26 protein-coding genes and 1 riboswitch are annotated in these 24,875 nt (G+C 63.5%); of the genes, 16 read left to right on the forward strand and 10 right to left on the reverse strand.

The genetic code is table 11. The features are described from left to right. Positions 1 to 43 precede the first annotated feature (43 nt). A complete protein-coding gene (locus COCCU_RS05065; protein WP_156230518.1) occupies positions 44 to 283 on the forward strand; it encodes a hypothetical protein in 240 nt (79 codons plus the stop codon). Between the two features lies 1 nt (position 284). Here COCCU_RS05065 and COCCU_RS05070 read toward each other — a convergent pair whose 3' ends face one another. Then, a complete protein-coding gene (locus tag COCCU_RS05070; RefSeq protein WP_156230519.1) occupies positions 285 to 1,346 on the reverse strand; it encodes a lipoate--protein ligase family protein in 1,062 nt (353 codons plus the stop codon). A gap of 196 nt (positions 1,347 to 1,542) precedes the next feature. On the opposite strand from COCCU_RS05070, the gene COCCU_RS05075 reads away from it, so the two are divergent. Beyond that, complete coding sequence (locus COCCU_RS05075) at positions 1,543 to 2,889, forward strand: hemolysin family protein (RefSeq protein ID WP_156230520.1); 1,347 nt, start codon at positions 1,543 to 1,545, stop codon at positions 2,887 to 2,889. Next, positions 2,886 to 3,683 (forward strand): zinc transporter ZupT, encoded by a 798-nt coding sequence (gene zupT, locus COCCU_RS05080; RefSeq protein ID WP_156230521.1) that lies wholly within the window; start codon positions 2,886 to 2,888, stop codon positions 3,681 to 3,683. Before COCCU_RS05075 ends, zupT begins: the two co-directional genes overlap by 4 nt. Positions 3,684 to 3,689: 6 nt before the next feature. On the opposite strand, the gene COCCU_RS05085 is transcribed toward zupT, so the two are convergent. Continuing rightward, positions 3,690 to 4,613 (reverse strand): DUF808 domain-containing protein, encoded by a 924-nt coding sequence (locus tag COCCU_RS05085; RefSeq protein WP_156230522.1) that lies wholly within the window; start codon positions 4,611 to 4,613, stop codon positions 3,690 to 3,692. Positions 4,614 to 4,727: 114 nt separating this feature from the next. Between COCCU_RS05085 and COCCU_RS05090 the strand changes: the two genes are divergently transcribed. Continuing rightward, a complete protein-coding gene (locus COCCU_RS05090; RefSeq protein ID WP_156230523.1) occupies positions 4,728 to 5,075 on the forward strand; it encodes a DUF2218 domain-containing protein in 348 nt (115 codons plus the stop codon). Here the strand turns inward: COCCU_RS05090 and COCCU_RS05095 are convergent. From COCCU_RS05095 to COCCU_RS05115, 5 genes are read right to left on the reverse strand one after another with little or no spacing between them, the layout of a single operon-like run. After that, on the reverse strand, positions 5,072 to 6,856 hold the full coding sequence (locus COCCU_RS05095) for a thiamine pyrophosphate-requiring protein (RefSeq protein ID WP_156230524.1): 1,785 nt from the start codon (positions 6,854 to 6,856) through the stop codon (positions 5,072 to 5,074). The two genes, COCCU_RS05090 and COCCU_RS05095, sit on opposite strands and share 4 nt — an antisense overlap. Before the next feature lie 11 nt (positions 6,857 to 6,867). Continuing rightward, positions 6,868 to 8,049 carry a zinc-dependent alcohol dehydrogenase gene (locus COCCU_RS05100; RefSeq protein ID WP_156230525.1) on the reverse strand — a complete coding sequence of 394 codons (1,182 nt, stop codon included), beginning with the start codon at positions 8,047 to 8,049 and terminating at the stop codon, positions 6,868 to 6,870. A 10-nt stretch (positions 8,050 to 8,059) separates the two neighbouring features. Further along, positions 8,060 to 8,563: a CinA family protein gene (locus COCCU_RS05105; protein WP_156230526.1), complete on the reverse strand. Its 504-nt coding sequence runs from the start codon at positions 8,561 to 8,563 to the stop codon at positions 8,060 to 8,062. Between the two features lie 5 nt (positions 8,564 to 8,568). Then, entirely contained in the window at positions 8,569 to 8,706 is a 138-nt protein-coding gene (locus tag COCCU_RS05110) for a hypothetical protein (protein ID WP_156230527.1), read from the reverse strand. A gap of 22 nt (positions 8,707 to 8,728) precedes the next feature. Then, positions 8,729 to 10,294, reverse strand: a complete 1,566-nt coding sequence (locus COCCU_RS05115) for an NAD-dependent epimerase/dehydratase family protein (protein ID WP_156230528.1) — start codon at positions 10,292 to 10,294, stop codon at positions 8,729 to 8,731. Between the two features lie 276 nt (positions 10,295 to 10,570). Beyond that, positions 10,571 to 10,680: riboswitch (TPP riboswitch) on the forward strand. Between COCCU_RS05115 and COCCU_RS14635 the strand changes: the two genes are divergently transcribed. From COCCU_RS14635 to COCCU_RS14530, 11 genes are all read left to right on the forward strand, one after another. Further along, the gene (locus COCCU_RS14635; RefSeq protein ID WP_231598871.1) at positions 10,671 to 11,276 is read left to right on the forward strand and encodes an ECF transporter S component; all 606 of its coding nucleotides are present in this window, start codon (positions 10,671 to 10,673) and stop codon (positions 11,274 to 11,276) included. (Overlaps the previous riboswitch by 10 nt.) Beyond that, positions 11,273 to 12,637 carry an ABC transporter ATP-binding protein gene (locus tag COCCU_RS05120; RefSeq protein ID WP_231598872.1) on the forward strand — a complete coding sequence of 455 codons (1,365 nt, stop codon included), beginning with the start codon at positions 11,273 to 11,275 and terminating at the stop codon, positions 12,635 to 12,637. The genes COCCU_RS14635 and COCCU_RS05120 overlap by 4 nt, the downstream gene beginning before the upstream one ends. Continuing rightward, complete coding sequence (locus tag COCCU_RS05125) at positions 12,634 to 13,386, forward strand: energy-coupling factor transporter transmembrane component T family protein (RefSeq protein ID WP_156230530.1); 753 nt, start codon at positions 12,634 to 12,636, stop codon at positions 13,384 to 13,386. The genes COCCU_RS05120 and COCCU_RS05125 overlap by 4 nt, the downstream gene beginning before the upstream one ends. Continuing rightward, positions 13,386 to 13,862, forward strand: a complete 477-nt coding sequence (locus COCCU_RS05130) for a nucleoside/nucleotide kinase family protein (protein WP_156230531.1) — start codon at positions 13,386 to 13,388, stop codon at positions 13,860 to 13,862. The genes COCCU_RS05125 and COCCU_RS05130 overlap by 1 nt, the downstream gene beginning before the upstream one ends. Before the next feature lie 8 nt (positions 13,863 to 13,870). After that, on the forward strand, positions 13,871 to 14,230 hold the full coding sequence (locus COCCU_RS05135) for an NUDIX hydrolase (RefSeq protein WP_231598921.1): 360 nt from the start codon (positions 13,871 to 13,873) through the stop codon (positions 14,228 to 14,230). A gap of 230 nt (positions 14,231 to 14,460) precedes the next feature. Next, positions 14,461 to 16,050, forward strand: a complete 1,590-nt coding sequence (locus tag COCCU_RS05140) for a peptide ABC transporter substrate-binding protein (protein ID WP_156230532.1) — start codon at positions 14,461 to 14,463, stop codon at positions 16,048 to 16,050. Between the two features lie 83 nt (positions 16,051 to 16,133). Next, positions 16,134 to 17,060 carry an ABC transporter permease gene (locus tag COCCU_RS05145; protein WP_156230533.1) on the forward strand — a complete coding sequence of 309 codons (927 nt, stop codon included), beginning with the start codon at positions 16,134 to 16,136 and terminating at the stop codon, positions 17,058 to 17,060. Then, positions 17,053 to 18,057, forward strand: coding sequence for an ABC transporter permease (locus tag COCCU_RS05150; protein ID WP_156230534.1), 1,005 nt, complete (start codon positions 17,053 to 17,055; stop codon positions 18,055 to 18,057). The genes COCCU_RS05145 and COCCU_RS05150 overlap by 8 nt, the downstream gene beginning before the upstream one ends. Continuing rightward, complete coding sequence (locus tag COCCU_RS05155; RefSeq protein WP_156230535.1) at positions 18,054 to 19,715, forward strand: dipeptide ABC transporter ATP-binding protein; 1,662 nt, start codon at positions 18,054 to 18,056, stop codon at positions 19,713 to 19,715. The genes COCCU_RS05150 and COCCU_RS05155 overlap by 4 nt, the downstream gene beginning before the upstream one ends. Before the next feature lie 19 nt (positions 19,716 to 19,734). After that, positions 19,735 to 20,649 (forward strand): AEC family transporter, encoded by a 915-nt coding sequence (locus COCCU_RS05160; RefSeq protein WP_156230536.1) that lies wholly within the window; start codon positions 19,735 to 19,737, stop codon positions 20,647 to 20,649. Between the two features lie 184 nt (positions 20,650 to 20,833). Beyond that, positions 20,834 to 20,998, forward strand: a complete 165-nt coding sequence (locus COCCU_RS14530; protein ID WP_197088443.1) for a hypothetical protein — start codon at positions 20,834 to 20,836, stop codon at positions 20,996 to 20,998. Here the strand turns inward: COCCU_RS14530 and arsC are convergent. The 3 genes from arsC to COCCU_RS05175 are packed head-to-tail and all read right to left on the reverse strand — an operon-like array spanning position 20,995 to position 22,574. Next, positions 20,995 to 21,342 carry an arsenate reductase (glutaredoxin) gene (arsC, locus tag COCCU_RS05165; RefSeq protein ID WP_156230537.1) on the reverse strand — a complete coding sequence of 116 codons (348 nt, stop codon included), beginning with the start codon at positions 21,340 to 21,342 and terminating at the stop codon, positions 20,995 to 20,997. The two genes, COCCU_RS14530 and arsC, sit on opposite strands and share 4 nt — an antisense overlap. A 37-nt stretch (positions 21,343 to 21,379) precedes the next feature. Continuing rightward, positions 21,380 to 21,916, reverse strand: coding sequence for a DUF402 domain-containing protein (locus tag COCCU_RS05170; RefSeq protein WP_156230538.1), 537 nt, complete (start codon positions 21,914 to 21,916; stop codon positions 21,380 to 21,382). A 7-nt stretch (positions 21,917 to 21,923) separates the two neighbouring features. Next, positions 21,924 to 22,574: an Rv1157c family protein gene (locus COCCU_RS05175; protein ID WP_407924163.1), complete on the reverse strand. Its 651-nt coding sequence runs from the start codon at positions 22,572 to 22,574 to the stop codon at positions 21,924 to 21,926. 371 nt (positions 22,575 to 22,945) lie between these two features. Here COCCU_RS05175 and typA point away from each other — a divergent pair, with 371 nt between their 5' ends. Then, on the forward strand, positions 22,946 to 24,859 hold the full coding sequence (gene typA / locus COCCU_RS05180; RefSeq protein WP_156230540.1) for a translational GTPase TypA: 1,914 nt from the start codon (positions 22,946 to 22,948) through the stop codon (positions 24,857 to 24,859). The last annotated feature ends 16 nt before the right edge of the window (positions 24,860 to 24,875 follow it).

Genomic DNA, 24,875 nt, shown 5'->3' on the forward strand with positions numbered 1-24,875 from the left:
ATCTGCGCCATAAAATATCCCCAGAATGGGTTAAGATTCGATTATGCGAAAGAGAGTCCTGATCTCCCTGATGATCCTCAGCGCCGCCCTCTCCCTCAGCCTGGCACCGAACGCCGCGGCCTACTCCACCGGGGACATGCTGTTCGGTTCCCAGACCCCACTGTCCTCACTCAGTTCGGAGTACATCGGCATCTCCGGTCTGGACCTGGTGGCCAGTTCCATCCTCAGCGGACCCACCTTATGGGTGGCCTCCAGCTGCCTCCTGATTGAACCCTGTTACTGACTCAGGGCACCCGGCGCGTCCATTCCGCGCTGCCGAATTTTGCGGCCACCAGTTTCGCTGCCGCCTCCACGTCCCCTGCCGGCAGCTCAGTGAGTTGCGCCCCATAACGGTTTCGGAACACCCGGATCATGGTCTGGATGATCTCTTCCCGGGTGGCGCCGGTCTGGCGGCGCAGGGGATCCACCCGCTTCTTGGCGCTGCGTATGCCCTTGTCGGCGAGTTTGACCTTGCCCACCCGCAGCACCTGACTCATCATGTCGGCATCAATGTCATAGGACATGGTCACATGGTGCAGCACCGCCCCCTTGCGCCTCTTCTGGGCTGCTCCGCCGATCTTCCCCCCGGTGGAGGTGATGTCATTGATCGGCACATACCAGGCCTTGACTCCGTGTTCCTGCAGCGCGCTCAGCACCCACCGGTCGAGGTACTCATAGGAATCCTCATAGCTGAGCCCCCGGACCAGGGATTCCGGGACGTAGAGGGAGTAGGTGATGCAGTTGCCGCCCTCCATGAACATGGCCCCGCCACCGGAGATGCGACGCACCACGGTGACCTCATGTTCCGCGACCCCTTCGGCGTCGATCTCATTGACATAGGACTGGTAGGAGCCGATCACCACGGCGCGGTCCTCCCATTCCCAGATCCGCATCGTCGGGCCCCGCTCGCCTTGGGCAACCTGCTGGAGCAGTAGTTCATCCAGGGCGACATTGACCGGGGTGGGTAGCACGGGGGAGTGGATGATCTCCCAGTCCAGGTCGCTGAAGTCCCGGGCGTCGGTAAGCGCGCGGCGTACACACAGGGCGATGTCCCGGGTGCTGAAGCCATGCAGGGTGAGATCCTCGAAGCTGCGGAGCGCGGCGTCGATACGCGCCTGCAGTTCCTCGGTGCTCTCGCTTATCGACGCCCCCACCAGTGCGGGCCCCAGGGCGAAGAAGGCCTCATCGGGTTCGAGGAAGAAATCACCGGAGATATTTGCCCTGGTGATCTCCCCCTCGGCGGTGCTGAGGTCGGCGACAACGAGTTTTCCGCCCGGGATCTTCACTTCGAAGTGGTGTTCGCTCATGTTCCCGAGGTTACCTGCCCCGGAACAAAGCTCCGGCAGGAATGGTTGTACCGGTCATGGACACTGAACCTGAGTTTTCCGGCCTGACTTTCCTGACCCCAATGGATGATGCGGTGTGTGGACCTGAGGGCTGTGCCTTACCCGCCGCTGCTGTTAACCCGGAAAAGGACCCTCCTGAGGAGTAGACTCTGATGGCATGAGCATTGCCTTAAACGCGGTCCTGGTGCTCATTTTCGTGCTTATCGGAGGGGTTTTCGCCGCCACTGAGATGGCCTTGGTGAGCCTCCGGGAATCACAGGTCCGGAAACTTGAGGGTGGGGGACAGACCGCCCGGAAGGTTGCCAGCCTGGCCCGTGACTCCGGTTATTTCCTCTCGGCGGTGCAGATCGGGGTGACCTTCGCCGGTTTCTTCTCCTCTGCTTTCGGTGCCTCCACCATCGCCCCGCAGCTGAACCCCATCCTGACAGGATGGGGTGTGCCGGAGAGTCTGGCTGGAATCCTTGCCCTGGTGGGCATGACCCTGGTGATCTCCTACCTTTCCCTGGTCCTGGGTGAGGTGGTGCCCAAACGGATCGCCATGCAGAAGGCGGAGCGTTTCAGCCTGCTGGTCGCCCCACCCCTGGGGGCCTTCGCCAGGACCATGACCCCGGTGGTGTGGGTGGTCAACTCCTCCTCGAACCTGTTGCTGCGTCTGCTTGGTTTCGACCCGGCTGCCCGCAATGAGCAGATGTCCACCGAAGAGGTCCGTGACATCGTCACCTCCCATGAGGGTTTTGCGGAATCTGAACGTGGTTTGCTGACTGATGTATTCAAGGCCACTGACCGGCTGGCGGCTGAGGTGATGCGGCATCGCAGTGACATGGTCGCCTTCCCTGCCAGCGTCAGTGTCCGCGAGGTGACCGCGGCAGTGGTGGAGGGTTCCTACTCCCGTTACCCGGTGTTCGAGGATGGCATCGATGAGATCATCGGCTTCATTCATGTCCGGGACCTCCTGGTTGAAGCTGCCCGGGGGCACGGGGAAAAAGAGGTCCGTGAACTGGTCCGTGAGATCGCTTTCCTGCCCGGCACGGTGCACCTGCCGCAGGCCCTGACACAGATGCGGGCACACGGCCACCACATCGCCATTGTCATGGACGAATATGGCGGCACGGATGGCATGCTCACCCTGGAGGACCTGCTGGAGGAACTGGTCGGGGAGATCTGGGATGAGTTCGACCGGGATGAGAAACAGGCTCTGCTGAAGCTCCATGAGTCCCGCCAGCTTGATGGCTCCACCAATCTGGAGGACTTCGCCGATGCCACAGGTGTCTTTCTCCCCGAGGGTCCCTATGAGACGGTGGCCGGCTGGATCCTCTCCCGCCTGGGCCGGGTGGCGGCGACCGGGGACACCTTCCCGGTGCCCGCCGCCTGGACCAGGGATCCCGAGGATGATGACAGTTCCGGAATCCGCTACCGACTGGAGGTGACCCAGGTCCAGGGGAATAGGATTCAGACCGTGAAGCTACACAAAGAAGAAGTTGAGGGGAAGCAGGTGGAGGAGTGAGTGCAATCCTGATCGCCTTCGGCATGACGGTCTTTGCCGGCCTGGCCACCGGCATCGGCGGGCTGATCGCCATCCTGAAGAAGAACCCCGATGATCGTTTCATGGCCAGCGCCCTGGGTTTTTCGGCGGGTGTGATGCTCTATGTCTCGATGGTGGAGATCCTGCCCAAGGCGATCGATCATCTTTCCACGGATCACGGGGTGAAGAACGGCAACTGGTGGGCCATCCTGTCCTTCTTCGCCGGGATCGTTCTCATCGCGGCCATTGACCGCCTGGTGCCCACCGCCATCAACCCCCATGAGTCCATGACCCAGGACACCCCGGAGCTGCAGGCCCGGCGCCAGAAGCTGATGAAGATGGGTACGTTGACCGCTTTGGCGATCGCGATCCACAACTTCCCGGAGGGTTTCGCCACCTTCCTCACTGCCCTGGATGACCCCACCCTGGCCATCCCGATCGTCGCGGCGATTGCGATCCATAACATTCCGGAGGGTATTGCGGTGGCGGTACCGATCCGGGAGGCCACCGGTTCCCGGCTCAAGGCCTTCAACTGGTCCACCCTCTCCGGCATGGCGGAGCCCCTGGGTGCGGTGATCGGCTATCTGATCCTGCTGCCCTTCCTGGGGGACACCACCCTCGGTGTGGCCTTCGGCATGGTCGCCGGAATCATGGTGTTCATCTCCATGGATGAACTGCTGCCCACCGCAGTTGCCACCGGCCGTCACCACCACGCCATCTACGGGCTGATCCTCGGCATGGCGGTCATGGCGGTCAGCCTGGTGCTCTTCCTCTGATCAGTCTCAGTGGCTGCGGCCGGTGGCCTTGAGCACCCCGGTGACAATCCCGTAGATCACGCTGCCCCAGAGGAAACCGAAGATCAGGGAGATGAAGGTGTTGGCGGTCCACCCCAGGAAACCTCCACCCGCGGCCGCCGCGGCATCGTGGGCGAGGTGGTAGAACCAGCCCAGTCCGAATTCCTCCAGACCGACGATGAGGATGTGACCACCGACCCAGAGCATGGCGAAGGTGCCGATGATCGAGATGACGGTGAGCACCTTCGGCATCGCCTTGACCAGGCCATGGCCGAATTTCCCGCGGGGGCCGTGTGGGTCCCGCTCCACCATCCGTAGCCCCAGGTCATCCATCTTCACCAGGATCGCCACGGCACCGTAGACCAGCACGGTCACCCCGATGCCCACCATGATCAGCACCATCAGCTGCATCCAGAAGGATGCGTCGGCCACCTCATTGAGCGAGATGACCATGATCTCGGCGCTGAGGATGAGGTCGGTGGTGATCGCCCCCTTGACCATCTTGTCCTCTGAGTCCGGCCCCTTATCGGTGGCCGGGGTCTCGTGGTCACCATGGCCGGTCAGTTTATGCCAGATCTTCTCCGCACCCTCGAAACAGAGGTAGGTGCCGCCGAGCATCAGCAGCGGAGTCAGCGCCCAGGGGGCGAGCCAGTTCAGCAGCAGAATGATCGGCAGAATGATGATCAGCTTGTTGCGGAAGGAACCCTTGGTGATCCGCCAGATCATCGGTAGTTCACGGGCGGGGGAGGCCCCGGCCACGTACTTCGGGGTCACCGCAGCATCATCAATGACCACGCCGGCCGCCTTGGCGCTGGTCTTTCCTGCTGCGGCCGCCACATCGTCCACGGTCGCCGCCGCGGTCCGGGCGATGGCGGCAATGTCATCGAGTAGGGCGGCTAGTCCACCTGCCATGTTGTTGACCTTCCTAATGGGCAATGTGAAACAAGATACCCGCATCTGTGATCTCGCGCGGGGTGAGCAGATGAATAATGTACTCCTGATGAACGAGAAGGTAACCTGCTTGCCATGACCTCAGCTTCCACCGCCCGCGTAGCCACCCAACGCCCCACCCGCTACGGCAGGCAACTGGCCTCTCATTTCTCCCGCAACCTCAAGACGGACTGGGATGAAGCCGAAGGCCGGGGGCACCTCTCCTTCGAGGGGGAACTGCCCGGCGAGGTGAGCATGATCGCCGGGGATGCGGTGCTGCTGCTGTACCTGGAGGCCGCCCCGGAGCATGTGGAACAGCTGGAGCTGGTGATCGCCCGCCACCTGGTGCACTTCGGTGCCCGGGATGAACTCAAGGTCAGCTGGCGTCGGGAAGGTGGGGTGGCCGGACTCGTCTACACCAGCGCCGACCTCCCCGAAGACTAGCGACGTTCCTCCTCGATCTCGGCATAGCGTTCCAGCAGCTCCAGACCGTGGTGGCCGGATTCGCCCTCGGCGGCAAGGCCGGTGCGCATCGAGTCCAGCAGTTCCCGACCATGGGGGAAAGGTGGGATCAGCGGCACATCCGGGTCGGTGAGCACCTCCACAACCACGGGGCGTTCCACACTGAAGGCCTCATCCAGAACCCGTTCCAGGGCGGAGACATCATGGATCCGCATTCCGTGCAGCCCCAGTAATTCGGCATAACCGGCGAAGTCGAAGCGGGGCACCGTCTGGGATTCCTCGAAACGAGGTTCCGATTCAGTTTCCCGCTGCTCCCAGGACACCTCGGCCAGATCCTGGTTGTGGAGCGCCACCAGCACAAAGCGGGGATTCTCCCAGGTCCGCCAACGTGTGGCCAGGGTGATCAGCTCATTATTGCCCAGCATCTCCATCGCCCCATCACCGGCCAGGGCGACCACGGGGCGCTGCGGGGAAACCTCCTTGGCGGCCAGGGCGTAGGGGATGGCACAGCCCATCGACGCCAGGGTGCTCGACAGGTGTGCGTTCCCGCCGGGCGGGACCGCGATCTGCCGCACATAGTGGTAGACGGAACTGCCCACATCAATGGCCAACTGCACATCTTCGGGCAGTCGCCGGTTGAGTTCCCGCACCACAAGTTCCGGGTTCAGTGGCTCGGCGGGTACCTCCGCCCGTAGTCGGGAAATCTCCCGCCAGGTGGTCACCGCCTCTTCCACCGTGCTCCGCCACGGGTCATCCCGTTCGGGAAGCCTCTCCAGCAGCTGCCCGATGACCTCGCTGCTGTGCCCGACCAGACCAACCTCCACCGGGTAACGGTTGCCGATGACCGCCGGATCCACATCCACCTGGATGGCACGGGCCTGCCCCGGCGGCGGGTAGAACTCCGTCCAGGGATCATTGGAACCCAAGATGAGGAGGGTGTCACAGCCCTGGAGCAGCGCCGCGGAGGCGGTGGTGCCCAGATGCCCCATCGTGCCGGTGACCAGGGGATGGGATTCATCCACATGGGGTTTGCCCAGCAGACTGGTGGCGATCCCGGCCCCCAACCGCTCCGCAAGTCGTGCCACCTGCTCCCACTGGCCCCGACAGCCCTGGCCGACCAGCAGGGCTATCTTCTGTCCCTCAGCGAGCACCTGCAACGCCTGCTCCAGATCCTCCTCCCGGGCCAGCACCCTGCCCTGGGTCCACCGCGGTGCGGTGACCACCTCACCATGGGACTGTCCCAGATCAGGTGCCGGTGCCTGCTGCACATCATGGGGCAGGATCACCACCGAAGGTTGACGATTGGCCAGGGCGGAACGGAAGGCCCGGTCAATGACCATGGGCAGCTGCTCCGGGGTGGTCACGGTCTGCAGGAAGGGGGAGGAGACATCGGCGAAGAGATGCCCCAGGTCAATCTCCTGCTGATAATCCGAACCCAGGACGGACTGGTGCTGCTGGGCCACCAACGCCACCACCGGGACACTGTCGAGCTTGGCGTCATAGAGGCCGTTGAGGAGGTGAACCGCGCCTGGCCCCTGGGTGGAAGTGACAACCCCGACCCGATCACCGTATTTAGCCTCACCCACGGCCATGAAGGCCGCAGATTCCTCATGGCGGGCGGCGATGAATTCCGGCCCGTCGGCCCGTCGGATCGCGCCCAGCAGGGGATTATTGCCGTCACCGGCGTAGCCGTAGATCCTTTCCACCTGCCAGATGCCCAGTCTCTCCACGATCAGATCGGAAGTGGTTTTCTGCCTGTCCATGGTGGTTCCTCTCAGCTTTCCGTGGGATCCAGCACGACCTTGATGCAGCCGTCCTGTTTCTTCTGGAATTTTTCATAGGCCTCGGGTGCCTGATCCAGGGGAAGTCGGTGCGTGATCAGATCATCTACCCCGAGCGGATCTGCCGCATCCTCGACCAGGGGCAAGAGATCATCAATCCACTTCTTGACATTGGCCTGGCCCATGCGCAGTTGGATCTGCTTGTCGAAGAGGGTGAGCAGCGGCATGGGGCTGGCTTCGCCGCCATAGACCCCGGAGAGGGAGAGGGTCCCGCCCCGCCGAACCAGGTCGATGGAGGAGTGGAGGGCCGCCAGGCGGTCAACCCCGGCATGCTCCATCATTTTTCGGCCGATCGCATCCGGCAGCAGTCCCACAGCCTGGTGGGCGAGCTTGCCGACGGGGGAGCCGTGCGCCTCCATGCCCACGGCGTCGACCACCGCATCAGGCCCACGGCCTGCCGTGGTGTCCCGGATCGCATCATTGGTGTCCTCCCCGTAATCGAAGACCTCGATGCCGTGGCGGGCAGCCATGTCGCGACGTTCCGGAACCGGGTCGATACCGAAGACCCGGGCCCCGAGATGACGGCCGATACGTGCGGCCATCTGGCCGATGGGGCCGAGACCGAAGACCGCCAGGGTGTCACCCTCCCCGACATCGGCGTATTGCACGGCCTGCCAGGCAGTGGGCAGCACATCGCTGAGGAAGAGATAACGGTGGTCGGGTAGTTCATCACCGACCTTGATGGGGCCGAAGTCGGCGTGGGGGACCCGCAGGTACTGGGCCTGAGCACCGGGCACGGAGCCATAGAGCCGGGAGTAGCCGAAGAGCCGGGCTCCGGAGCCGTATTCCCTGACCTGGGTGATTTCACATTGGGAGTAGAGTCCCTTGGCGCACATCCAGCAGGAACCGCAGGAGATGGTGAAGGGCACCACGACACGGTCACCCTCCTTGAGGTTGCTGCCAGTCCCGGCCTCGACCACCCTTCCCATCGGTTCATGGCCGATGATGTCACCGGGATCCATGAAGGGGCCGAGTACCTCATAGAGGTGCAGGTCAGAACCACAGACGGCGGTGGAGGTGACCTCGATGATGGCATCGTTATCGGCCTGCAGGACTGGGTCGGGGACGGTTTCTACGCTGACTTTTCGCTTTCCTTGCCAGGTCAGTGCTTTCATCTTCGGCTCCTTAATGAGGGGCGTTGTCGGGATGAGAGTTTTCCACCATGGTCTGGTGCAACAGGTGGAGTGCGTGAGACTCGGTCTGGGCGAGAATATCCTCGGGGGCACCGGGGAAGTGGTGCAGTTCGGTGTGGATCTGACCGCGAACCTGAACCGCGATCCAGGTGGTGCCCGGCGGGTTGCCTTCCTGCCCCTCGGGACCACCGGCCCCGGAAACTGCGACGGTGGAGTCCGCCTTCATGAGGTTGGCCAGGCCGGTGGCCATGGCACTCACGGCAGCCTCAGAGATCACCGGGGTGTTCTCCGGAACTCCGAGCACCTCGCGTTTAACCCGGCTGAAGTAGGAGACCACTCCGCCCGCGAACCACTCCGAGGAGGATTCGGCGGCACAGAGACGGCTGCTGATTTTCCCGCCGGTCAGGGATTCCGCAGCAGCCACGATGAACCCGTGCCGCCGCGCGAGGAGAGAGATCTCCTCGGCGGTGGCCTCGGGCTCAGGGAGTGGGGACATGGCTATCAGTAGTTACCGGGGGCATCAGAGGCGGGGAAGGACTCCGCCTCCTGCTCCCGGACCTTCTCCTCATCGGTGGAGGGGTTGTCCAGGTTCTCATCCTGATCTTCGGGCTTGTTCTGGTTGTTCTTCGGGTCGGTCATGTTCTTTTCCTTTCGGGGTGAATTAATCGGGGTATATCTCGCGGTCCGCGCGCAACGCCCTGGCTCGGGCGTAGGCGTGGACCTCATCGAGAGCGTTGAGCTGGCGATCCAACTGGGCCAGGAGTTCATCGAAGACCTCCGGGTCCAGGTTGAGGTCTGCGGCATGTTCCCGCAGTACCTGCCAGCCGCCTCTCTTTCCTACCACTGCGCTGCGCATCAGTTCGGTCTCCAGCAGCATGGTCATCGGAGAGCGGCTGATCGCACGGCCATTGCCCTTGAGCCGGCCGACACGTTCCGCCGCCCCCGCAACCACCTGCCGGTAGGGCAGTTGTTTGAGACCAAGGTCGTGGATGAGTTGTTTGAGGAAGGAGCGTTCCCACCGCAGTTCCTCCGCCACGGCGGAAAGTTGCGGGAAAACCGGGGTGTCCACGAAATCATCGGCCATCCGGGCCATCCGGGAGGTGCCGGCAGTGGCACCGCTGAGATGGTCGGAAAGGTAGAGCTCGAGGAGTTCGCGGTCAATGCGCTCCGGCACCTCGGGACGCTCCTGGGAGGTGACCTCCGCGGAGCGGGGTCGCAGCGGCACCGAGGGTGCACCCCGGCCGCTGATCAGGCCCTCGAAAAGTTCCTTGAGGGCTTCCGCGGCAGTGTGCCGGGGCTCCCACCCCAGCTCGGTACGTGCCCGGGTGTTGTCCATCAGCGGCACCTGCATGGCCATGTCGATCCAGCCCTCATCCGCGGCGAGCGCACCAGACTTGTGGGCTGCCTTCACGCTCCCCCGCACCAGTGCCGGGGGCAGTTCGACGAAGTGACCGTGGTCCACGATATCGGCCAGTTCCTGCGGGCCGAGGATGTCATCGGCACAGACATTGAAGGCCCCGGGGGCCCGCTTGACGACAGCCGCAGCATAGGCGCGGGCCACATCATCGGAGTGGACCGCCTGCACCTGGATACCCTTCGGCAGCGGCAGGGTGGGTAACTTTCCGGCCTTGAGCAACTGGACCGGAACCTTGGGCCCCAGGAAGTAGCGCTGGATTTCGGCGCCGGCATCCCCCTGGAAGATCAGGCCGGGGCGCAGGCGGGTGACGATGATCTCGGGATGCTGGGCACTGAATTCATCGAGCACCCGCTCCTGATCAGCCTTGTCACTGCTGTAATGCGAGGAGGTGATGCCGGTGGCCGGCCAGCTTTCATCGCGCAGACCATCCCGGGTTTCATCGGGTGCATAGGATCCCACCGAGCAGGCCACCACAAGATGAGGCACCCCGGCGGCGGCGACAGCTTCGGCGACATGCCGGGTGCCGGTGACATTGACCTGGTGCAGTAACTCCCGACGGTCATTGGGCTGGATCAGCCAGGCCAGGTGAATCACCGCATCCGCCCCCGCCAACGCCTGGCTCAGGTGGGTGACGGCTTCCTCAGCGCCCACATCCACGCTGACCCATTCACAGTCAACATAGGGTTCGGCGGTGGTGTCAGGCAATCGCCGGGCGATCCCGGTGATGGAGGTGACCTCGGGGGTGTTTTTCAGGGCGCGCAGTACTGCGGTGCCAGCGTTGCCGGTAGCTCCGATGACGACTATTCGCATGATGTTCTCCTCTTGGCAGACCAGGGTTTGCCAGCTGTTCGGGGGGAGATCAGGCTGGTCGATCTATGACCCCACTGTGCCAGTTTTCCTTCACCCATGAGATCGAGGACGACCATGCAATGTGACCGGCGACACTGAAGTTGCTGCTCAGGTGGGGTTCTGGGGCGGGGATATTTTCCGCCCCAACTGCCGCCACCGGGGTGTGGAACCGGGCGGAGCGGTCGGCAGGGCGAATGGCTTGGGGTGACACTGATGAACTACACTTGACGGGGAAAACTTGATAACCACGGGTGCCCGGTGAAAGTCCGGGCTGAGATGCCATATCACGGCGACCGTTGAACCTGATCCGGATAATGCCGGCGCTAGGGAGAACAGCATGACTAACACAGCCATAACGAAACGACCCACCTGGCGGGTCATCGACATCATCATCGCCGCCGTGCTCGGCGTGGCCTGCGGACTGATCTTCTGGATATGGAACTCCATCGGCTACGCCTGGTTCACCGCCTTCGATGCCCTGACCCCGGGCTTCGGTGGCCTGGCCTCCGGCGTGTGGCTGCTGGGCGGCGTAATCGGTGGCCTGGTCATCCGGAAACCCGGAGCCGCCATCTTCGTGGAACTGCTGGCCGCCATCGTCTCCGCCACCCTCGGCAACCAGTGGGGCATCACCACCCTCTACTCCGGCATCGCCCAGGGCCTGGGCGCCGAGCTCATCTTCGCCGCCTTCCTCTACCGCCGCTTCACCCTGCCGGTGGCCGCGCTGGCAGGTGTCGGAGCCGGCGTGGCCGCGGTGATCCTGGAACTGTTCACCAGCGGAAACCTCGCCATGTCCCTGAGCTTCAACCTCATCTACCTGGCCTGCACCGCACTCTCCGGACTGATCCTCGCCGGCATCCTCGGCTTCATCCTGGTCCGCTCACTGGCCGCCACCGGCGCACTGGACCGCTTCGCCGTCGGGCGGGAACTGCGACACCAGGTATGACCCGCAACCTCCTGGGCGGCGCCGCAGTGCGCGCCCACGACTTCGGCTGGCGGCACGCCTCACGCCGCGACCCGGCACTGCAGGGTGTGAACCTCGACATCGCGCCGGGCCAGCGTGTCCTGCTCACCGGCAATTCGGGTTCGGGTAAATCCACCCTGCTCAGCGCTCTCGGCGGGGTGCTCGGTGACTCCGAGGAAGGCGAGTCCCGGGGCACCCTGCTTATCGACGCCGCGGACACCCCCACCGTCGGCATGGTCCTCCAGGACCCGGACTCCCAGGTCATCGCCAGCCGGATCGGTGATGATGTGGCTTTCGGCTGTGAGAACCTGCGGGCGCCGCGGGAGGAGATCTGGCCCCGGGTGGAACGTGCCCTGGAGCTGGTGGGACTTGAGCTGCCCTTGAACCACCCCACCGCGCATCTTTCCGGTGGACAGAAACAACGCCTGGCACTGGCCGGGGTGATGGCCATGGGGGCCAACCTGATCCTGCTCGATGAGCCCACCGCAAACCTGGATCCCCAGGGGCAGCGGGAGGTCGTCGCTGCCGTGGAACAGGTGGTGGCCCAGACCGGTGCCACCCTCATCGTCATCGAACACCGCCATGAACTCTGGCTGCCGGTGGTGGACACCATCCTCCGGTTGTCCGATGGCCAGATTCAGGAAATCAGTGCCGCGGAGCTGCCCGGGGCTCCGCTGTTGGAGCCGGCCCGCCCGGAGCGCGCCCAGGCCCCGGCCTTGATTTCAGCCCATGATCTGCTAACCCAGTGGGGCCCACCACGTACGCTGCGGGTGCCCAGTGGCGCCTCCACGGTGATCACCGGGCCCAATGGGGCGGGAAAATCCACCCTCGCGCTGACCTTGGCCGGCCTGCTGCCACCCCGGCAGGGCCACCTCGAGCTGGCCGAGGAACTACGCCAGGGTTTGCGGACTCCACCGCATAAGTGGCGTTCGGCTGCCCTGGCGCAACGGATCGGGCTGGTTTTCCAGGACCCGGAGCACCAGTTTCTGGCTCGTACCGTCGCCGAAGAATTGGCGATCGGCCCGAAGGTGATGAAGTTGGGAGATGCCTCCGGGCGCAGTGCAGAGCTTCTGCACCGTCTACGCCTGAGTCACCTGGCCCAGGCCAATCCCTTCACCCTCTCCGGTGGGGAGAAGCGGCGACTCTCGGTGGCCACCGCCCTGGTGGCGGCACCGAAGCTGCTGGTTCTGGATGAGCCGACTTTCGGTCAGGATCCGGAGACTTTCCGGGAACTGGTGTCCCTGCTGCGTGAACTCAGCGATCAGGGCACCACGATCCTCTCGGTCACCCATGATCCGGCGTTCATCGCCACCCTGGGCGATCACCGTGTGGAGGTTTCATGAATCTGCTGCACGACATTAACCCGGTGACCCGGATCGCAGCGCTGATCCTGCTGGCCACCCCGCTGTTGCTCAGCGTGGACCTGGTCTCGGCGGCGGTGTCCCTGGGTTTCACTCTGCTGCTGGCGCCCCTGGCCGGGGTCAGCTGGACCACCCTGCTCAAACGTTCCTGGCCGATTCTGCTGGCGGCCCCGATTGCCGGCATCTCCATGGCTCTCTACGGCCGGCCCGAGGGGCAGGTATTCTTTGAGTTCGCTTTCGCCCAGGTCACCGAGAACTCCCTTCAGCTGGCTGCCGCCATCATGGTCCGGGTCCTCGCGGTGGGGCTGCCGGTGATGGTGCTGGCCGCCAAGGTTGATCCCACCGACCTGGGTGATGGTCTGGCTCAGGTGGCCCGACTGCCGGAGCGTTTCGTCATCGGTGCGGTGGCTGGCGCCCGCTTGACCTCACTCTTCCGCTCTGACTGGCATTCCCTGGCCCGGGCGAGGCGCTCCCGTGGGGTGGCGGACCAGGGCCGGATCCGGCATTTCTTCACCATGGCCTTCGGCCTGCTGGTGCTTTCCCTGCGCCGCGGGGCAAAACTGGCCACTGCCATGGAGGCCCGCGGTTTCGGTTCCGGTCGACGCACCTGGGCCCGGGAATCCACCGTCGGGGCCCGCGACGCGGTGCTGCTGCTGGTCTGTGCACTGATCTCCACCCTGGCCATCGGTATTGCGGTGTGGAGCGGTTCCTTCCGTTTCCTCGGCGCCTGATGTTCACCATCCTCATCGACGGTCGTTCCGGATCGGGCAAGACCACCCTGGCCCGGAAACTGGCTGAGGACACTGCTTTCCAGCTGGTGCATCTGGATGATTTCTATCCCGGGTGGGGTGGTCTGGCGGCGGCCAGCGAGATGGTCGCCACCCAGGTGCTGGATCCCCGTGCACCCGGTTTCCGGCGTTGGAACTGGGCACAGGACCAGCCGGGGGAGTGGGTTCCCCTGATGCCGGGCCAGTCCCTGATCGTCGAGGGCGCGGGTGCGGTGAACGCGGCGTCGATAAGCGCGGCCCGACACCTGGGGGGCCTGCTCACCCTGCGTATCGACGCCCCCGCCACCCTGCGCCGGGAGCGCGCCTTGCGCCGCGATCCTGACTACCGGCCCTGGTGGGAGATGTGGGCGCAGCAGGAGGACCGCCACTTTGCGGGGCCGGGCCAAGTCCGGGTGGATCTTGAACTCTGTCTACCCTGAGGGGCGTGATGGACATCAGAATCGCAGCGGTGGTGCTGCGCAATTGGCAGGGTGAGATTCTCAGTGTGCGCAAGCGTGGAACCAGCAGTTTCATGCTGGTCGGCGGGAAACTTGATCCGGGGGAATCTGCCTTGAGTGCGGCGGTACGGGAGGTCGCTGAGGAGCTGCGCCTTGATCTGGATCCGGTGCAGCTCCATCACCTCGGAAGATTCCATGCTCCGGCCGCGAATGAGGCCGAGATGGGTGTGGACTGCGATGTTTTCCTCGCCCCGGAACCGCTGGGGGGGAATTGCCGGAGGTCTTCGAGGAAATCGAGGAGGCACGCTTCTTCCCGGTGGATTCACGGGACAAGGTGCTGGCCCCACTGAGCTGTGATGTGATCTTCCCCCTCTTAAGGGGGTGATCTGGGACACCTTAGTTCCATTCCTGCAGGAAAATTATTTTCAGAGACCCGCAGGTCACGCGCTGCCCGCTCGGGCATGTGTCATTTCCGGATGAATGTTGTGACTTTGTGTCCTCCCAATATTTCTTGTGGGGCAGATCACCATCTAGGATTCTACTCAATCGTTTGCACAGCTCCGTATTGAGAGGTCATAACATGACTCTGAAGAAAACCCTAGGTGTGATTTCCGCCACCACCCTGGCACTTAGCTTGGCGGCCTGCTCCGGAAGTGACTCCACCGGCGGTGGTGGTGAGGGTGATGCCAACTACATCACCGCCAATGGCACCGAACCGCAGAACCCGCTGATCCCGGCGAACACCAATGAGGTGGGCGGTGGCCGTCTGGTCGACCTGATCTACTCCGGCCTGGTGTATTACGACGCCGAGGGCGAAGTGCACAACGATATGGCGGAATCCATCGAGCCGGAGGGGGAGAAGAGTTTCCGGGTCACCCTCAAGGAGGACATCACCTTCGCCGACGGTTCCCCGATCACCTCCGAGAACTTCATCCGGGCCTGGAACTATGCGGTGGAGAACTCCCAGCTCTCCGCCTATTTCTTCGAGCCGATCCTCGGCTATGAGGAAGGTGCCTCGGAGATGGAGGGACTGCAGGTCGTCGATGACCGCACCTTCACCATCGAGCTGACCCAGCCTGAGGCCGACTTCCCGCTGCGACTGGGCTACTCCGCCTTCTACCCGCTGCCGGATGAGGCCTTCGATGACATGGCCGCCTTCGGCGAGAACCCCAACGGCAACGGCCCCTACAAGCTGGCCGAATGGAACCACAACCAGGATGCGACGCTGGTGCCCAATGAGGAGTACCAGGGTGACCGCGCCCCCCGGAATGATGGTGTGAAGTTCGTCTTCTACGCCAACTTCGACGCCGCCTACAATGACCTCCTGGCCGGCAACCTCGATGTGCTCGATGAGATCCCGGACACCTCCTTCGGCACCTTCGAGGATGAGCTCGGGGATCGGGCGGTCAACCAGCCCTCCGCCCTGAACCAGACCTTCACCATCCCGGAGCGGATCGAGCACTTCTCCGGTGACGAGGGCAAGCTGCGCCGCGAGGCACTCTCCCATGCCATCAACCGTGAGGAGATCACCCAGGCCATCTTCCAGGGCACCCGCACCCCGGCCTCTGACTTCACCACCCCGGTTCTTCCCGGTTACAGCGGTGAGATCCCGGGCAATGAGGTCTTGGACTATGACCCGGAGCGGGCCAAGGAACTGTGGGCCGAGGCCGACGAGATCGCTCCCTTCAGTGGCGAGTTCACCATCTCCTACAACGCTGACGGTGGCCACCAGGCCTGGGTGGATGCGGTGGCCAACTCCATCCGCAACACCCTGGGCATCGAGGCCATCGGTAACCCCTACCCGGACTTCAAGTCCCTGCGCGATGACGTGACCAACCGCACCATCGACGGTGCCTTCCGTACCGGCTGGCAGGCAGACTACCCCTCCCTGGGTAACTTCCTCGGTCCGCTCTACGGCACCGGTGCAGGTTCCAATGACGGCGACTACTCCAATCCGGACTTCGACGCCAAGCTGGCTGAGGCCGCCGGCGCCGAGGACCCGGAGACGGCGATGTCGATCTACAACGAGGCCCAGGAGGTCCTCTTCCAGGACCTGCCGGTCATCCCGCTGTGGTACCAGAACACCGTGGGTGGCTCCGGTGAGAGCGTCGCCGATGTGACCTTCTCCTGGAAGGACGTCCCGGTCTACTACGAGATCACCAAGAGCTAGATTCCCAGGACCGGATTGTGATGCGGGCCCCGTGTGAGCAGTTGACGCGGGGCCTGTGTCCTGCCAGCGGAAAGGAACAATAAATGCTGCGCTATATCGGGCGAAGACTACTGCAGATCATCCCCGTGTTCTTCGGGGCCACGCTGCTGATCTACGCCCTCGTCTTCCTGATGCCCGGCGACCCCGTGGAAGCCCTCGGTGGTGAGCGTGGACTCACCGAGGCCGCCCGGGCCCGGATCGAAGCCGAATATAACCTGGACCAGCCCTTCATCATCCAGTACCTGCTCTACATCAAGGGCATCTTCACCCTGGACTTCGGCACTACCTTCTCCGGTCAGCCGGTGGCCCAGGCCATGGCCAACGCTTTCCCGGTGACCATCAAGCTCGCCGTGATGGCCCTGATCTTCGAGGCGGTATTCGGCATCATCTTCGGTGTGGTCGCAGGTGTGCGCCGCGGCGGCATCTTCGACTCCACCGTCCTGGTGGTCTCGCTCTTCGTCATCGCCGTCCCCTCCTTCGTCATCGGTTTCGTGTTCCAGTACCTGATCGGTGTGAAATGGGGGCTGCTGCCGGTGACGGTCGGCTCCAACCACAGTGTGGAGGCGCTGCTGATGCCGGCGGTGGTGCTGGGCGCGGTGTCCTTCGCCTATGTGCTGCGCCTGACCCGGCAGTCGGTGAGTGAGAACCTGCGCGCCGACTATGTCCGCACCGCCCGGGCCAAGGGCCTGGTTGAGGGCACCGTGATGACCCGCCACGTGCTGCGCAATTCCCTGATCCCGGTGGCCACCTTCCTGGGTGCTGACCTGGGTGCCCTGATGGGCGGGGCCATCGTCACCGAGGGAATCTTCGGTATCAACGGTGTCGGTGGCGCGATCTACCAGGCCATCCTCAAGGGGGAACCGACCACCGTTGTCTCCTTCACCACCGTGCTGGTGATCGTCTATATCATCGCCAACCTACTCGTGGACCTGATCTACGCCGTGCTCGACCCGAGGATCCGTTATGCCTGATGCCAATCGAAATCTGAGTAACCCCGAGGGTGGGGAGGAGATCCTCACCGGCTCCGATCTGCACCGTCGCGGCCAGGACCGCTATATCGCCGAGACCGACGAAACCGGTCTGGGCGCCGTGGATGCGGTCTCCGATGAGTCCGCCCCCGCCTCCCAGTGGGGGCAGGCCTGGCGGAGTCTGAGGCGCCGCCCACTGTTCTGGGTGGCTGCCGCCATGATTCTGCTGGCGGTGGCCATGGCCCTGGTTCCAGGTCTGTTCACCAGCACCGACCCCCGGCTGTGTGTGCTGTCGAATTCCCTGGGTTCGCCCGAACCGGGTCATCCCTTCGGCTTTGACCGGCAGGGCTGTGATATCTTCGCCCGCACCATCTACGGTGCCCGGGCCTCAGTGGCGGTGGGTATCCTCACCACCGCCCTGGTGGTCCTCATTGGCACCACCATCGGTGCTTTCGCTGGTTTCTTCGGTGGCATCCTGGATGCGCTGCTCTCCCGCCTGACCGATATTTTCTTCGCTATCCCGCTGGTGCTGGCCGCGATCGTCGTCATGCAGGTGTTCAAGGAACACCGCACCATCATCACCGTGGTGCTGGTGCTGGGCCTCTTCGGCTGGACCTCCATTGCCCGCATCACCCGTGGTGCGGTGATGGGTGTGAAAAATGAGGAATATGTCACCGCCGCCCGCGCGCTGGGGGCCTCCCGGTGGAAGATCCTGGGTGGTCATATTCTCCCCAATGCCGCCGCCCCGATCATCGTCTACGCGACCGTGGCGCTGGGCACCTTCATCGTGGCTGAGGCGACGTTGTCCTTCCTGGGCATCGGACTCCCGAGCACGGTGGTTTCCTGGGGCGGGGACATCTCTGCCGCCCAGTCCTCCCTGCGCACCCGACCCATGGTGCTCTTTTACCCGGCTATGGCTCTGGCACTGACCGTGCTGAGCTTCATCATGATGGGCGATGTGGTCCGTGACGCCCTGGACCCGAAGGCAAGGAAGCGATGAACAAGCAACAACCCCTGCTCGAGCTGAAGGACCTCCACATCTCCTTCACCACCTCCACCGGTGTGGTCGAGGCCGTCCGGGGTGCGAACCTGACGGTCTACCCCGGACAGTCCGTGGCGATTGTGGGGGAGTCCGGTTCCGGCAAGTCCACCGCCGCCATGTCGGTGCTGGGCCTGCTGCCCGGCACCGGCAAGATCACCGATGGCCAGATCTTCTTCGATGGTGAGGACATCACCCACCTCAGTGAGAAGGAACGCCGCCGCTACCGGGGCTCCGGCATCGGCCTGGTCCCCCAGGACCCGATGTCCAACCTCAACCCGGTGTGGCGGATCGGTACCCAGATCGCGGAATCCCTGCGGGCCAATAAGATGGTGCCGCGTTCCGGGGAGAAAGCCCGGGTGGCGGAACTGCTGGGAGAGGCCGGCCTGCCCGATGCCGAAAACCGTGCCCGGCAGTACCCCCATGAGTTCTCCGGGGGTATGCGCCAACGTTCCCTGATCGCCATGGGGTTGGCGGCCCGCCCCAAACTGTTGATCGCGGATGAGCCGACCTCCGCCCTGGATGTGACGGTGCAGAAACGGATCCTCGACCACCTGGAGGACCTGACCCGGGATCTGGGAGCGGCGATCCTCTTCATCACCCATGACCTGGGGTTGGCCGCGGAACGTGCCGAACACCTGGTGGTGATGCACCGCGGCCGGATCGTGGAGTCGGGGCCCAGTCTGCAGATCCTGCGCAACCCACAGCACCCCTACACCAAGCGGCTGGTCCATGCCGCCCCGAGCCTGGCCTCGGCGCGGATCCGCGCCGCCCAGGAACAGGGGGTGGAGTCGGATGAGCTGCTGGCCGGGGCCGTCGATAAGCAGGAACCGGTGATCGAGGTGCGCAACCTGGGCAAGGAGTTCGATGTCCGGGGCAAGCGCGGCGAGAAGTTCAAGGCCGTCGATGATGTGAGTTTCACGCTGCGCAAGGGAACCACCCTGGCGCTGGTGGGGGAGTCCGGTTCCGGTAAGTCCACGGTGGCGAATATGGTGCTCAACCTGCTCGACGCTGATGAGGGCCATGTGTACTACAAGGGGGAGGATATCTCGGTGCTCGGCGGGCAGGCACTTTTTGAGATGCGCCGTAACCTGCAGGTCGTCTTCCAGAACCCCTTCGGCTCCCTGGATCCGATGTACTCGATCTACAAGTGCATTGAGGAACCTCTGGCCCTGCACCGCGTGGGTAACCGAAAGGCGCGGGAAGCCCGGGTCGCGGAACTACTGGACATGGTGTCCATGCCACGTTCCGCCATGCGCCGCTACCCCAATGAGCTTTCCGGTGGTCAGCGTCAACGTATCGCCATTGCCCGGGCCCTGGCTCTGGATCCGGAGGTGCTGGTGCTGGATGAGGCGGTCTCCGCCCTGGATGTGCTGGTGCAGAACCAGATCCTGAAACTGCTGGCCGGTCTGCAGGAGGAGCTGGACCTGTCCTATCTCTTCATCACCCACGACCTGGCGGTGGTGCGCCAGACCGCTGATGATGTGGTGGTGATGCGCCAGGGCAGGATCATGGAACAGGGGACCGCGGATGAGATCTTCGCCAACCCTCAGGAGGACTACACCCGGGATCTGATTGATTCGGTACCGGGGCTGGGAATCGAGCTCGGCACCGGCTGATCCCTGATAGTCTCGCAGCATGTTCGGCATCATCACGGCCTTTGCGATCATCTTCGTGGTGATCGGTGCCGGATATCTACTTTCCCGGGTCGGTGTGATCGCCGGCGAAAAAGAGCGCGACGTGATCAATCGCGTCGCCTTCTACGCCGCGGTCCCCGCCCTGGTGTTCTCCGCTGTGGCGGACACGGAACTTGAAGAGCTCATCTCCCCGGTGGTGGGGGTGAGCTTTTTGGCGATGGTGGTGACCGCGGTCCTCTACATCCTGCTCTCACTGTTATTTCTGCGGCGCGATATCCCGACCACTGCGGCCGGTGCTGGCGCCTCCGTCTACACCAATACGGTCAATATCGGCCTGCCGGTGATGGTTTATGTGATCGGCAACTCCACTTATATGGCTCCCATCATGGTGATCCAGATTGTTTTCTTCACCCCGATCCTGTTGGCCGGTCTGGCAGCCGGTGGGGTGAGTCTGCCGCAGCTGCTCAAACGCTCCCTGCTCAGTCCCATCGTGCTGGCCTCTGGTGCGGGCATCCTGGTGGCACTGAGCCCCTGGGAGGTGCCGCAGCCCATCCTGGAGCCCTTCAACATCCTCGGCGGGGCGGCGGTGCCGTTGGTGCTGATGGCCTTCGGGGCCTCGCTGAGCTCCACCCGCGTGCTGGAGTCCAAGGTGGACCGACCCTCGGTGCTCACCGCCTCCGCGGTGAAGCTGATCGGGATGCCTCTGATCGCTTATGGTCTGGGTCTGGCTTTCGGGCTGGCCGCTGAACAGCTCTATGCGGTGGTGATTCTGGCGACGCTGCCGAGCGCCCAGAATGTCTATAATTTCGCCGCCACTTATGGCCGGGGTGAAATTGTGGCCCGCGACACGGTCTTCATCACGACTTTCGCGGCGCTACCGGTGATGCTGGGGATTGCGCTACTTTTCGGGCGCTGAGGGGTGATGAAGCACCCCTGGGGAAAACATGAGTGTTTCCTCGCGTTTTGCCTGTTCGGGGGTGGTTTTTCTCATAGTTTCCGCACAGGCCCACGATAGCCCTACAATGATGTGCAACACATAAACTCATTTGAAGTGACCTTAACCACAATGGTGGTGGGCGCTGAGGGAAAAGGGGAGTGTCATGGGTCTGCATATTCGTGATAGTGAAATGAAGGTCTGGAAGACCTTCACCCTCGAACGTCAGCTGGAGGTCATGATCAACGCGGATGATCTCATTGCTGCCCGGGGTGGGCAGGGCACGATCTGCCTCTCCGATGTGATCGCCTCCGAACTCATGGGGATCTAGAGGATTTCCTCTATCACTTCCACGGGGCGGCCGATCCGCACACCCTTGGCGGTGGCGACGATGGGACGTTCAATCAGGCGCGGATTCTCAACCATGGCCCGGAGCAGTTCCTCCTCCGGGGTTTCCGGGGAGAGTCCCAGCTCCTTATATACGGCTTCCTTGGTGCGCACACCATCATGGACTGAAATGCCGGCCCGTTCATAGAGGGCCTTGAGTTCAGCGGCGGTGGGTGTGTCCACCAGGTATTTCACCACCTCGATGTCGAGGCCGCGTTCCTCCAGGAGGGCTTTGCCCCGGCGGGAGGTGGAGCATTGTGGGTTATGGAAGATGGTTGCTTCAGACATGCATCCCATTGTGCCCCAGGATTGTGCCCCCAGGGACTTATTCCGCGGCGGGAGCCAGTTCAACCTGCTCCGCCCAGGTCAGTTCAATGCCCTTGGAGCGTAACCATGCCATGGCGTCATCATTGTGGCGGGTGATTCCCTCCACCGCGGAGAGGGTGGTGTCGATGGCGCTCTCCGCCTCTGCGGCGGTGATCAGGCCGGCGGAGGTGGCGGCGGCCAGCTCGTCGATGTCGCGGACGTCGATGGGCTCGCCGGTGGTGCACACCAGGTCCACGTAGAGATCCCGGGTGGCCCATACCTCGCCCTTGACCTCGATCTCGGCGACATCAAAGTAGTAGTTCTGCCGCTCATTGATGCCTTCCCGGAAGTGGAAGATATTGGCGCGCAGACCTAGCTCAGGCAGCAGCCAGCTCTCCAGGTAACCGAACCTGGGGTGATTTGCGCCCCTGGCCATGTAGAGACCGAAGTCGGTGCGACGGAAGACGTCGACCTTTCGTAGGTATCCCTTGGGGTCGACATTGATGCGGGATTCAATGTCGAAGGTCTCCGACTTGACCGGGTGCAGCTCAGTCATGATTATGTTATCTCACTTCCACGATGGCCCCGGTCGGAACAAAGGAACAGGTGGCGTCTTCGGTTCGGACATCGCCGGTGGCCATAGCGAGGATGGTGCCGTAGCCGGTGTCTGCGGTGCCGGAGAGGGTGGCGGGGCCATCGGGGTTGATGCCGTTGTTGCCCAACTCGACCGCTCCGGTCTGCAGGGTGTTGATGTTGATCCAGTGCACGAACATGCCGCCCTGTTCCGGGGTTGCAGGGGCGGTGCCCAGTGCGGTGAAGACGAAGGCGGTTTGACCAGCCTCGGCACCGGGGAAAGGTATCTCCACCGGGCCGGGTACCGCGATGGCGGAACCTACGGCATCTGATTGGCCGCCGATACAGTCGCCGGCCACGCTGGGCCAGGCGAACTGTGTGAAGGGGGGTGCATTCTCCGGCAGCTCCGGGCCGCCCTCGCCACCACCCTCGAAGAACTCGACCGCTGCGAGCACGGGGCCCCGCAGCTCCCTCGGCATCCAGGGCTGGGACACGAAATCTCGTGCCTGTTGCAGCACCTGGGCGTTGGGGCGGCCGAGGTCATCGAGGGGGAGGGAGGAGAGCGGGTTGGCCGAGGCGGAACCGGCGCCTGCCATGAACAGGAGCGTGGCGGTCCCTAAGATGGTGCAGATTCTTCTGATGCTTCGCACGGTGGCCTTCCCAGAGTTCGTTTTTGTGAGCCAGGTGAGTTCACATTGGTATCTTCCATAACAATATTCACTTCTGCCTCACGGTCAACGTGGGAATGCGATCCACCAGCTCAGGAGGTTAGGTGGATCACCTTCTACCCAGTGATTCGGGAGGGGCGGGTCTTTCGTTACCGAAGGTCTCAACTGAAGAGCTCAGGGCCACCCCCGAGACCTTGCTGAAAAGCTCCTGCGGGGCCCTTGGAAGTGCTCCGGGTGGGCACCCGATTGCCGCAACAGTGCAATTAGCGGGTCGAGGGAGTAACATATTTGCCGTTCACCATCGCGCCTGTTGCGCGACCAATATCGGTAGGAGTACCCCGCTAGTGACCCATCCTGAGTTTCGTAACGTCGCCATTGTCGCGCACGTCGATCACGGCAAGACCACCCTCGTCAATGCAATGCTGGAGCAGTCCGGTGTTTTCAGTGATCACGGTGAAGTTGCCGATCGCGTGATGGACTCTGGTGACCTTGAGAGGGAAAAGGGCATCACCATTCTGGCCAAGAACACGGCCATCCGCCGAAAGGGCGCCGGCAAGGACGGCAATGACCTGATCATCAACGTCATTGACACCCCGGGCCACGCCGACTTCGGTGGCGAGGTCGAGCGTGCCCTGTCCATGGTTGACGGCGTGGTTCTGCTGGTCGACGCTTCCGAAGGTCCGCTGCCGCAGACCCGCTTCGTGCTGGGCAAGGCCCTGGCAGCGAAGATGCCGGTCATCATCTGTGTCAATAAGACCGACCGTGCAGATGCCCGCATCGACGAGGTCGTCGAGGAAGCCCAGGACCTGCTCCTGGAGCTGGCCTCCAGTCTGGACGATGAGGACGCCGCCGCTGCCGCCGAGCAGCTGCTCGACCTGCCGGTGCTCTACACCTCCGGACGTGCGGGCCGCGCCTCCACCGAGAACCCCGGCAGCGGCAACCTGCCGGACGCCGAGGACTTGCAGCCCCTCTTCGACACCCTCTATGAGGTGATGCCGGAGCCGACCGCAAACCTGGAAGCTCCGTTCCAGGCGCATGTCGCCAACCTGGACTCCTCTTCCTTCCTGGGCCGCATCGGCCTGATCCGCATCTTCGCCGGTTCCATCAAGAAGGGCCAGCAGGTCGCCTGGATCCACTATGACGAAGAGGGCAACCAGCACACCAAGACCGCCAAGATCGCTGAGCTGCTGCGCACCGTCGGTGTCTCCCGCGTCCCGGCCGATGAGGTCATCGCAGGTGACATCGCCGCCATCTCCGGCATCGACGAGATCATGATCGGTGACACCCTGGCTGACCCGGCGAACCCCGTCGCACTGCCGCGGATCACCGTCGATGAGCCCGCCCTGTCCATGACCATCGGTGTGAACACCTCCCCGATGGCTGGCCGTGGCGGCGGCGACAAGCTCACCGCCCGTGTGGTCAAGGCCCGCCTTGAGCAGGAGCTGATCGGTAACGTCTCCCTGAAGGTCAAGCCGACGGAACGCCCCGACACCTGGGAGGTTCAGGGTCGTGGCGAGATGGCTCTCTCCGTGCTGGTGGAGACCATGCGTCGTGAAGGCTTTGAGCTGACCGTCGGTAAGCCGCAGGTGGTCACCCAGGTCATCGACGGCCAGATCCACGAGCCCTACGAGATCATGGTCATCGACGTCCCCGCCGAGCACCAGGGTGCCGTAACCCAGCTGATGGCCGGCCGCAAGGGCCTCATGCAGGCCATGGACGCCGCCCCGGGTTCTGACTGGATCCGCATGGAGTTCCGCATCCCGGCCCGTGGTCTGATCGGTTTCCGCACCACCTTCATGACTGAGACCCGCGGCACCGGTATCGCCAACTCCTACTCGGATGGCATGGATGTCTGGGCCGGCGAGATCAAGGGCCGTGCCCACGGTTCCCTGGTCGCCGACCGTACCGGCAAGATCACCGCTTTCGCGCTGACCCAGCTGGCTGACCGCGGTGACTTCTTCGTCGAGCCGGGCGCCGAGACCTATGAGGGTCAGGTCGTCGGTCTGAACAGCCGCGAAGAGGACATGGACATTAACCCGACCAAGGAGAAGAAGCTGACCAATATGCGTGCAGCTTCCGCGGACACCACCGTGACCCTGGCCAAGGCACGTGTCCTCTCCCTGGATGAGGCCCTGGAGTTCTGTGGCACCGACGAGTGCGTCGAGGTCACCCCGGACATCCTCCGGGTGCGCAAGCTCATCCTCAACGCCACCGAGCGCGGCCGTGCCCGCTCCAAGGCCAAGCAGATGAACAAGTAGGATTCCCCACCTGAGT

The organism is Corynebacterium occultum, from assembly GCF_009734425.1.
In the GTDB taxonomy this organism is placed as follows: Bacteria; Actinomycetota; Actinomycetes; order Mycobacteriales; family Mycobacteriaceae; genus Corynebacterium; species Corynebacterium occultum.

Excerpts from the sequence above, each read along its gene's own strand:
- COCCU_RS05065 (WP_156230518.1), top strand. The coding sequence starts at position 44 with ATGCGAAAGAGAGTCCTGATCTCCCTGATGATCCTCAGCGCCGCCCTC.
- COCCU_RS05070 (WP_156230519.1), bottom strand. The coding sequence starts at position 1,346 with ATGAGCGAACACCACTTCGAAGTGAAGATCCCGGGCGGAAAACTCGTT.
- COCCU_RS05075 (WP_156230520.1), top strand. The coding sequence starts at position 1,543 with ATGAGCATTGCCTTAAACGCGGTCCTGGTGCTCATTTTCGTGCTTATC.
- COCCU_RS05085 (WP_156230522.1), bottom strand. The coding sequence starts at position 4,613 with ATGGCAGGTGGACTAGCCGCCCTACTCGATGACATTGCCGCCATCGCC.
- COCCU_RS05090 (WP_156230523.1), top strand. The coding sequence starts at position 4,728 with ATGACCTCAGCTTCCACCGCCCGCGTAGCCACCCAACGCCCCACCCGC.
- COCCU_RS05095 (WP_156230524.1), bottom strand. The coding sequence starts at position 6,856 with ATGGACAGGCAGAAAACCACTTCCGATCTGATCGTGGAGAGACTGGGC.
- COCCU_RS05100 (WP_156230525.1), bottom strand. The coding sequence starts at position 8,049 with ATGAAAGCACTGACCTGGCAAGGAAAGCGAAAAGTCAGCGTAGAAACC.
- COCCU_RS05105 (WP_156230526.1), bottom strand. The coding sequence starts at position 8,563 with ATGTCCCCACTCCCTGAGCCCGAGGCCACCGCCGAGGAGATCTCTCTC.
- COCCU_RS05110 (WP_156230527.1), bottom strand. The coding sequence starts at position 8,706 with ATGACCGACCCGAAGAACAACCAGAACAAGCCCGAAGATCAGGATGAG.
- COCCU_RS05115 (WP_156230528.1), bottom strand. The coding sequence starts at position 10,294 with ATGCGAATAGTCGTCATCGGAGCTACCGGCAACGCTGGCACCGCAGTA.
- COCCU_RS14635 (WP_231598871.1), top strand. The coding sequence starts at position 10,671 with ATGACTAACACAGCCATAACGAAACGACCCACCTGGCGGGTCATCGAC.
- COCCU_RS05120 (WP_231598872.1), top strand. The coding sequence starts at position 11,273 with ATGACCCGCAACCTCCTGGGCGGCGCCGCAGTGCGCGCCCACGACTTC.
- COCCU_RS05125 (WP_156230530.1), top strand. The coding sequence starts at position 12,634 with ATGAATCTGCTGCACGACATTAACCCGGTGACCCGGATCGCAGCGCTG.
- COCCU_RS05130 (WP_156230531.1), top strand. The coding sequence starts at position 13,386 with ATGTTCACCATCCTCATCGACGGTCGTTCCGGATCGGGCAAGACCACC.
- COCCU_RS05135 (WP_231598921.1), top strand. The coding sequence starts at position 13,871 with ATGGACATCAGAATCGCAGCGGTGGTGCTGCGCAATTGGCAGGGTGAG.
- COCCU_RS05140 (WP_156230532.1), top strand. The coding sequence starts at position 14,461 with ATGACTCTGAAGAAAACCCTAGGTGTGATTTCCGCCACCACCCTGGCA.
- COCCU_RS05145 (WP_156230533.1), top strand. The coding sequence starts at position 16,134 with ATGCTGCGCTATATCGGGCGAAGACTACTGCAGATCATCCCCGTGTTC.
- COCCU_RS05150 (WP_156230534.1), top strand. The coding sequence starts at position 17,053 with ATGCCTGATGCCAATCGAAATCTGAGTAACCCCGAGGGTGGGGAGGAG.
- COCCU_RS05155 (WP_156230535.1), top strand. The coding sequence starts at position 18,054 with ATGAACAAGCAACAACCCCTGCTCGAGCTGAAGGACCTCCACATCTCC.
- COCCU_RS05160 (WP_156230536.1), top strand. The coding sequence starts at position 19,735 with ATGTTCGGCATCATCACGGCCTTTGCGATCATCTTCGTGGTGATCGGT.
- COCCU_RS14530 (WP_197088443.1), top strand. The coding sequence starts at position 20,834 with ATGGGTCTGCATATTCGTGATAGTGAAATGAAGGTCTGGAAGACCTTC.
- arsC (WP_156230537.1), bottom strand. The coding sequence starts at position 21,342 with ATGTCTGAAGCAACCATCTTCCATAACCCACAATGCTCCACCTCCCGC.
- COCCU_RS05170 (WP_156230538.1), bottom strand. The coding sequence starts at position 21,916 with ATGACTGAGCTGCACCCGGTCAAGTCGGAGACCTTCGACATTGAATCC.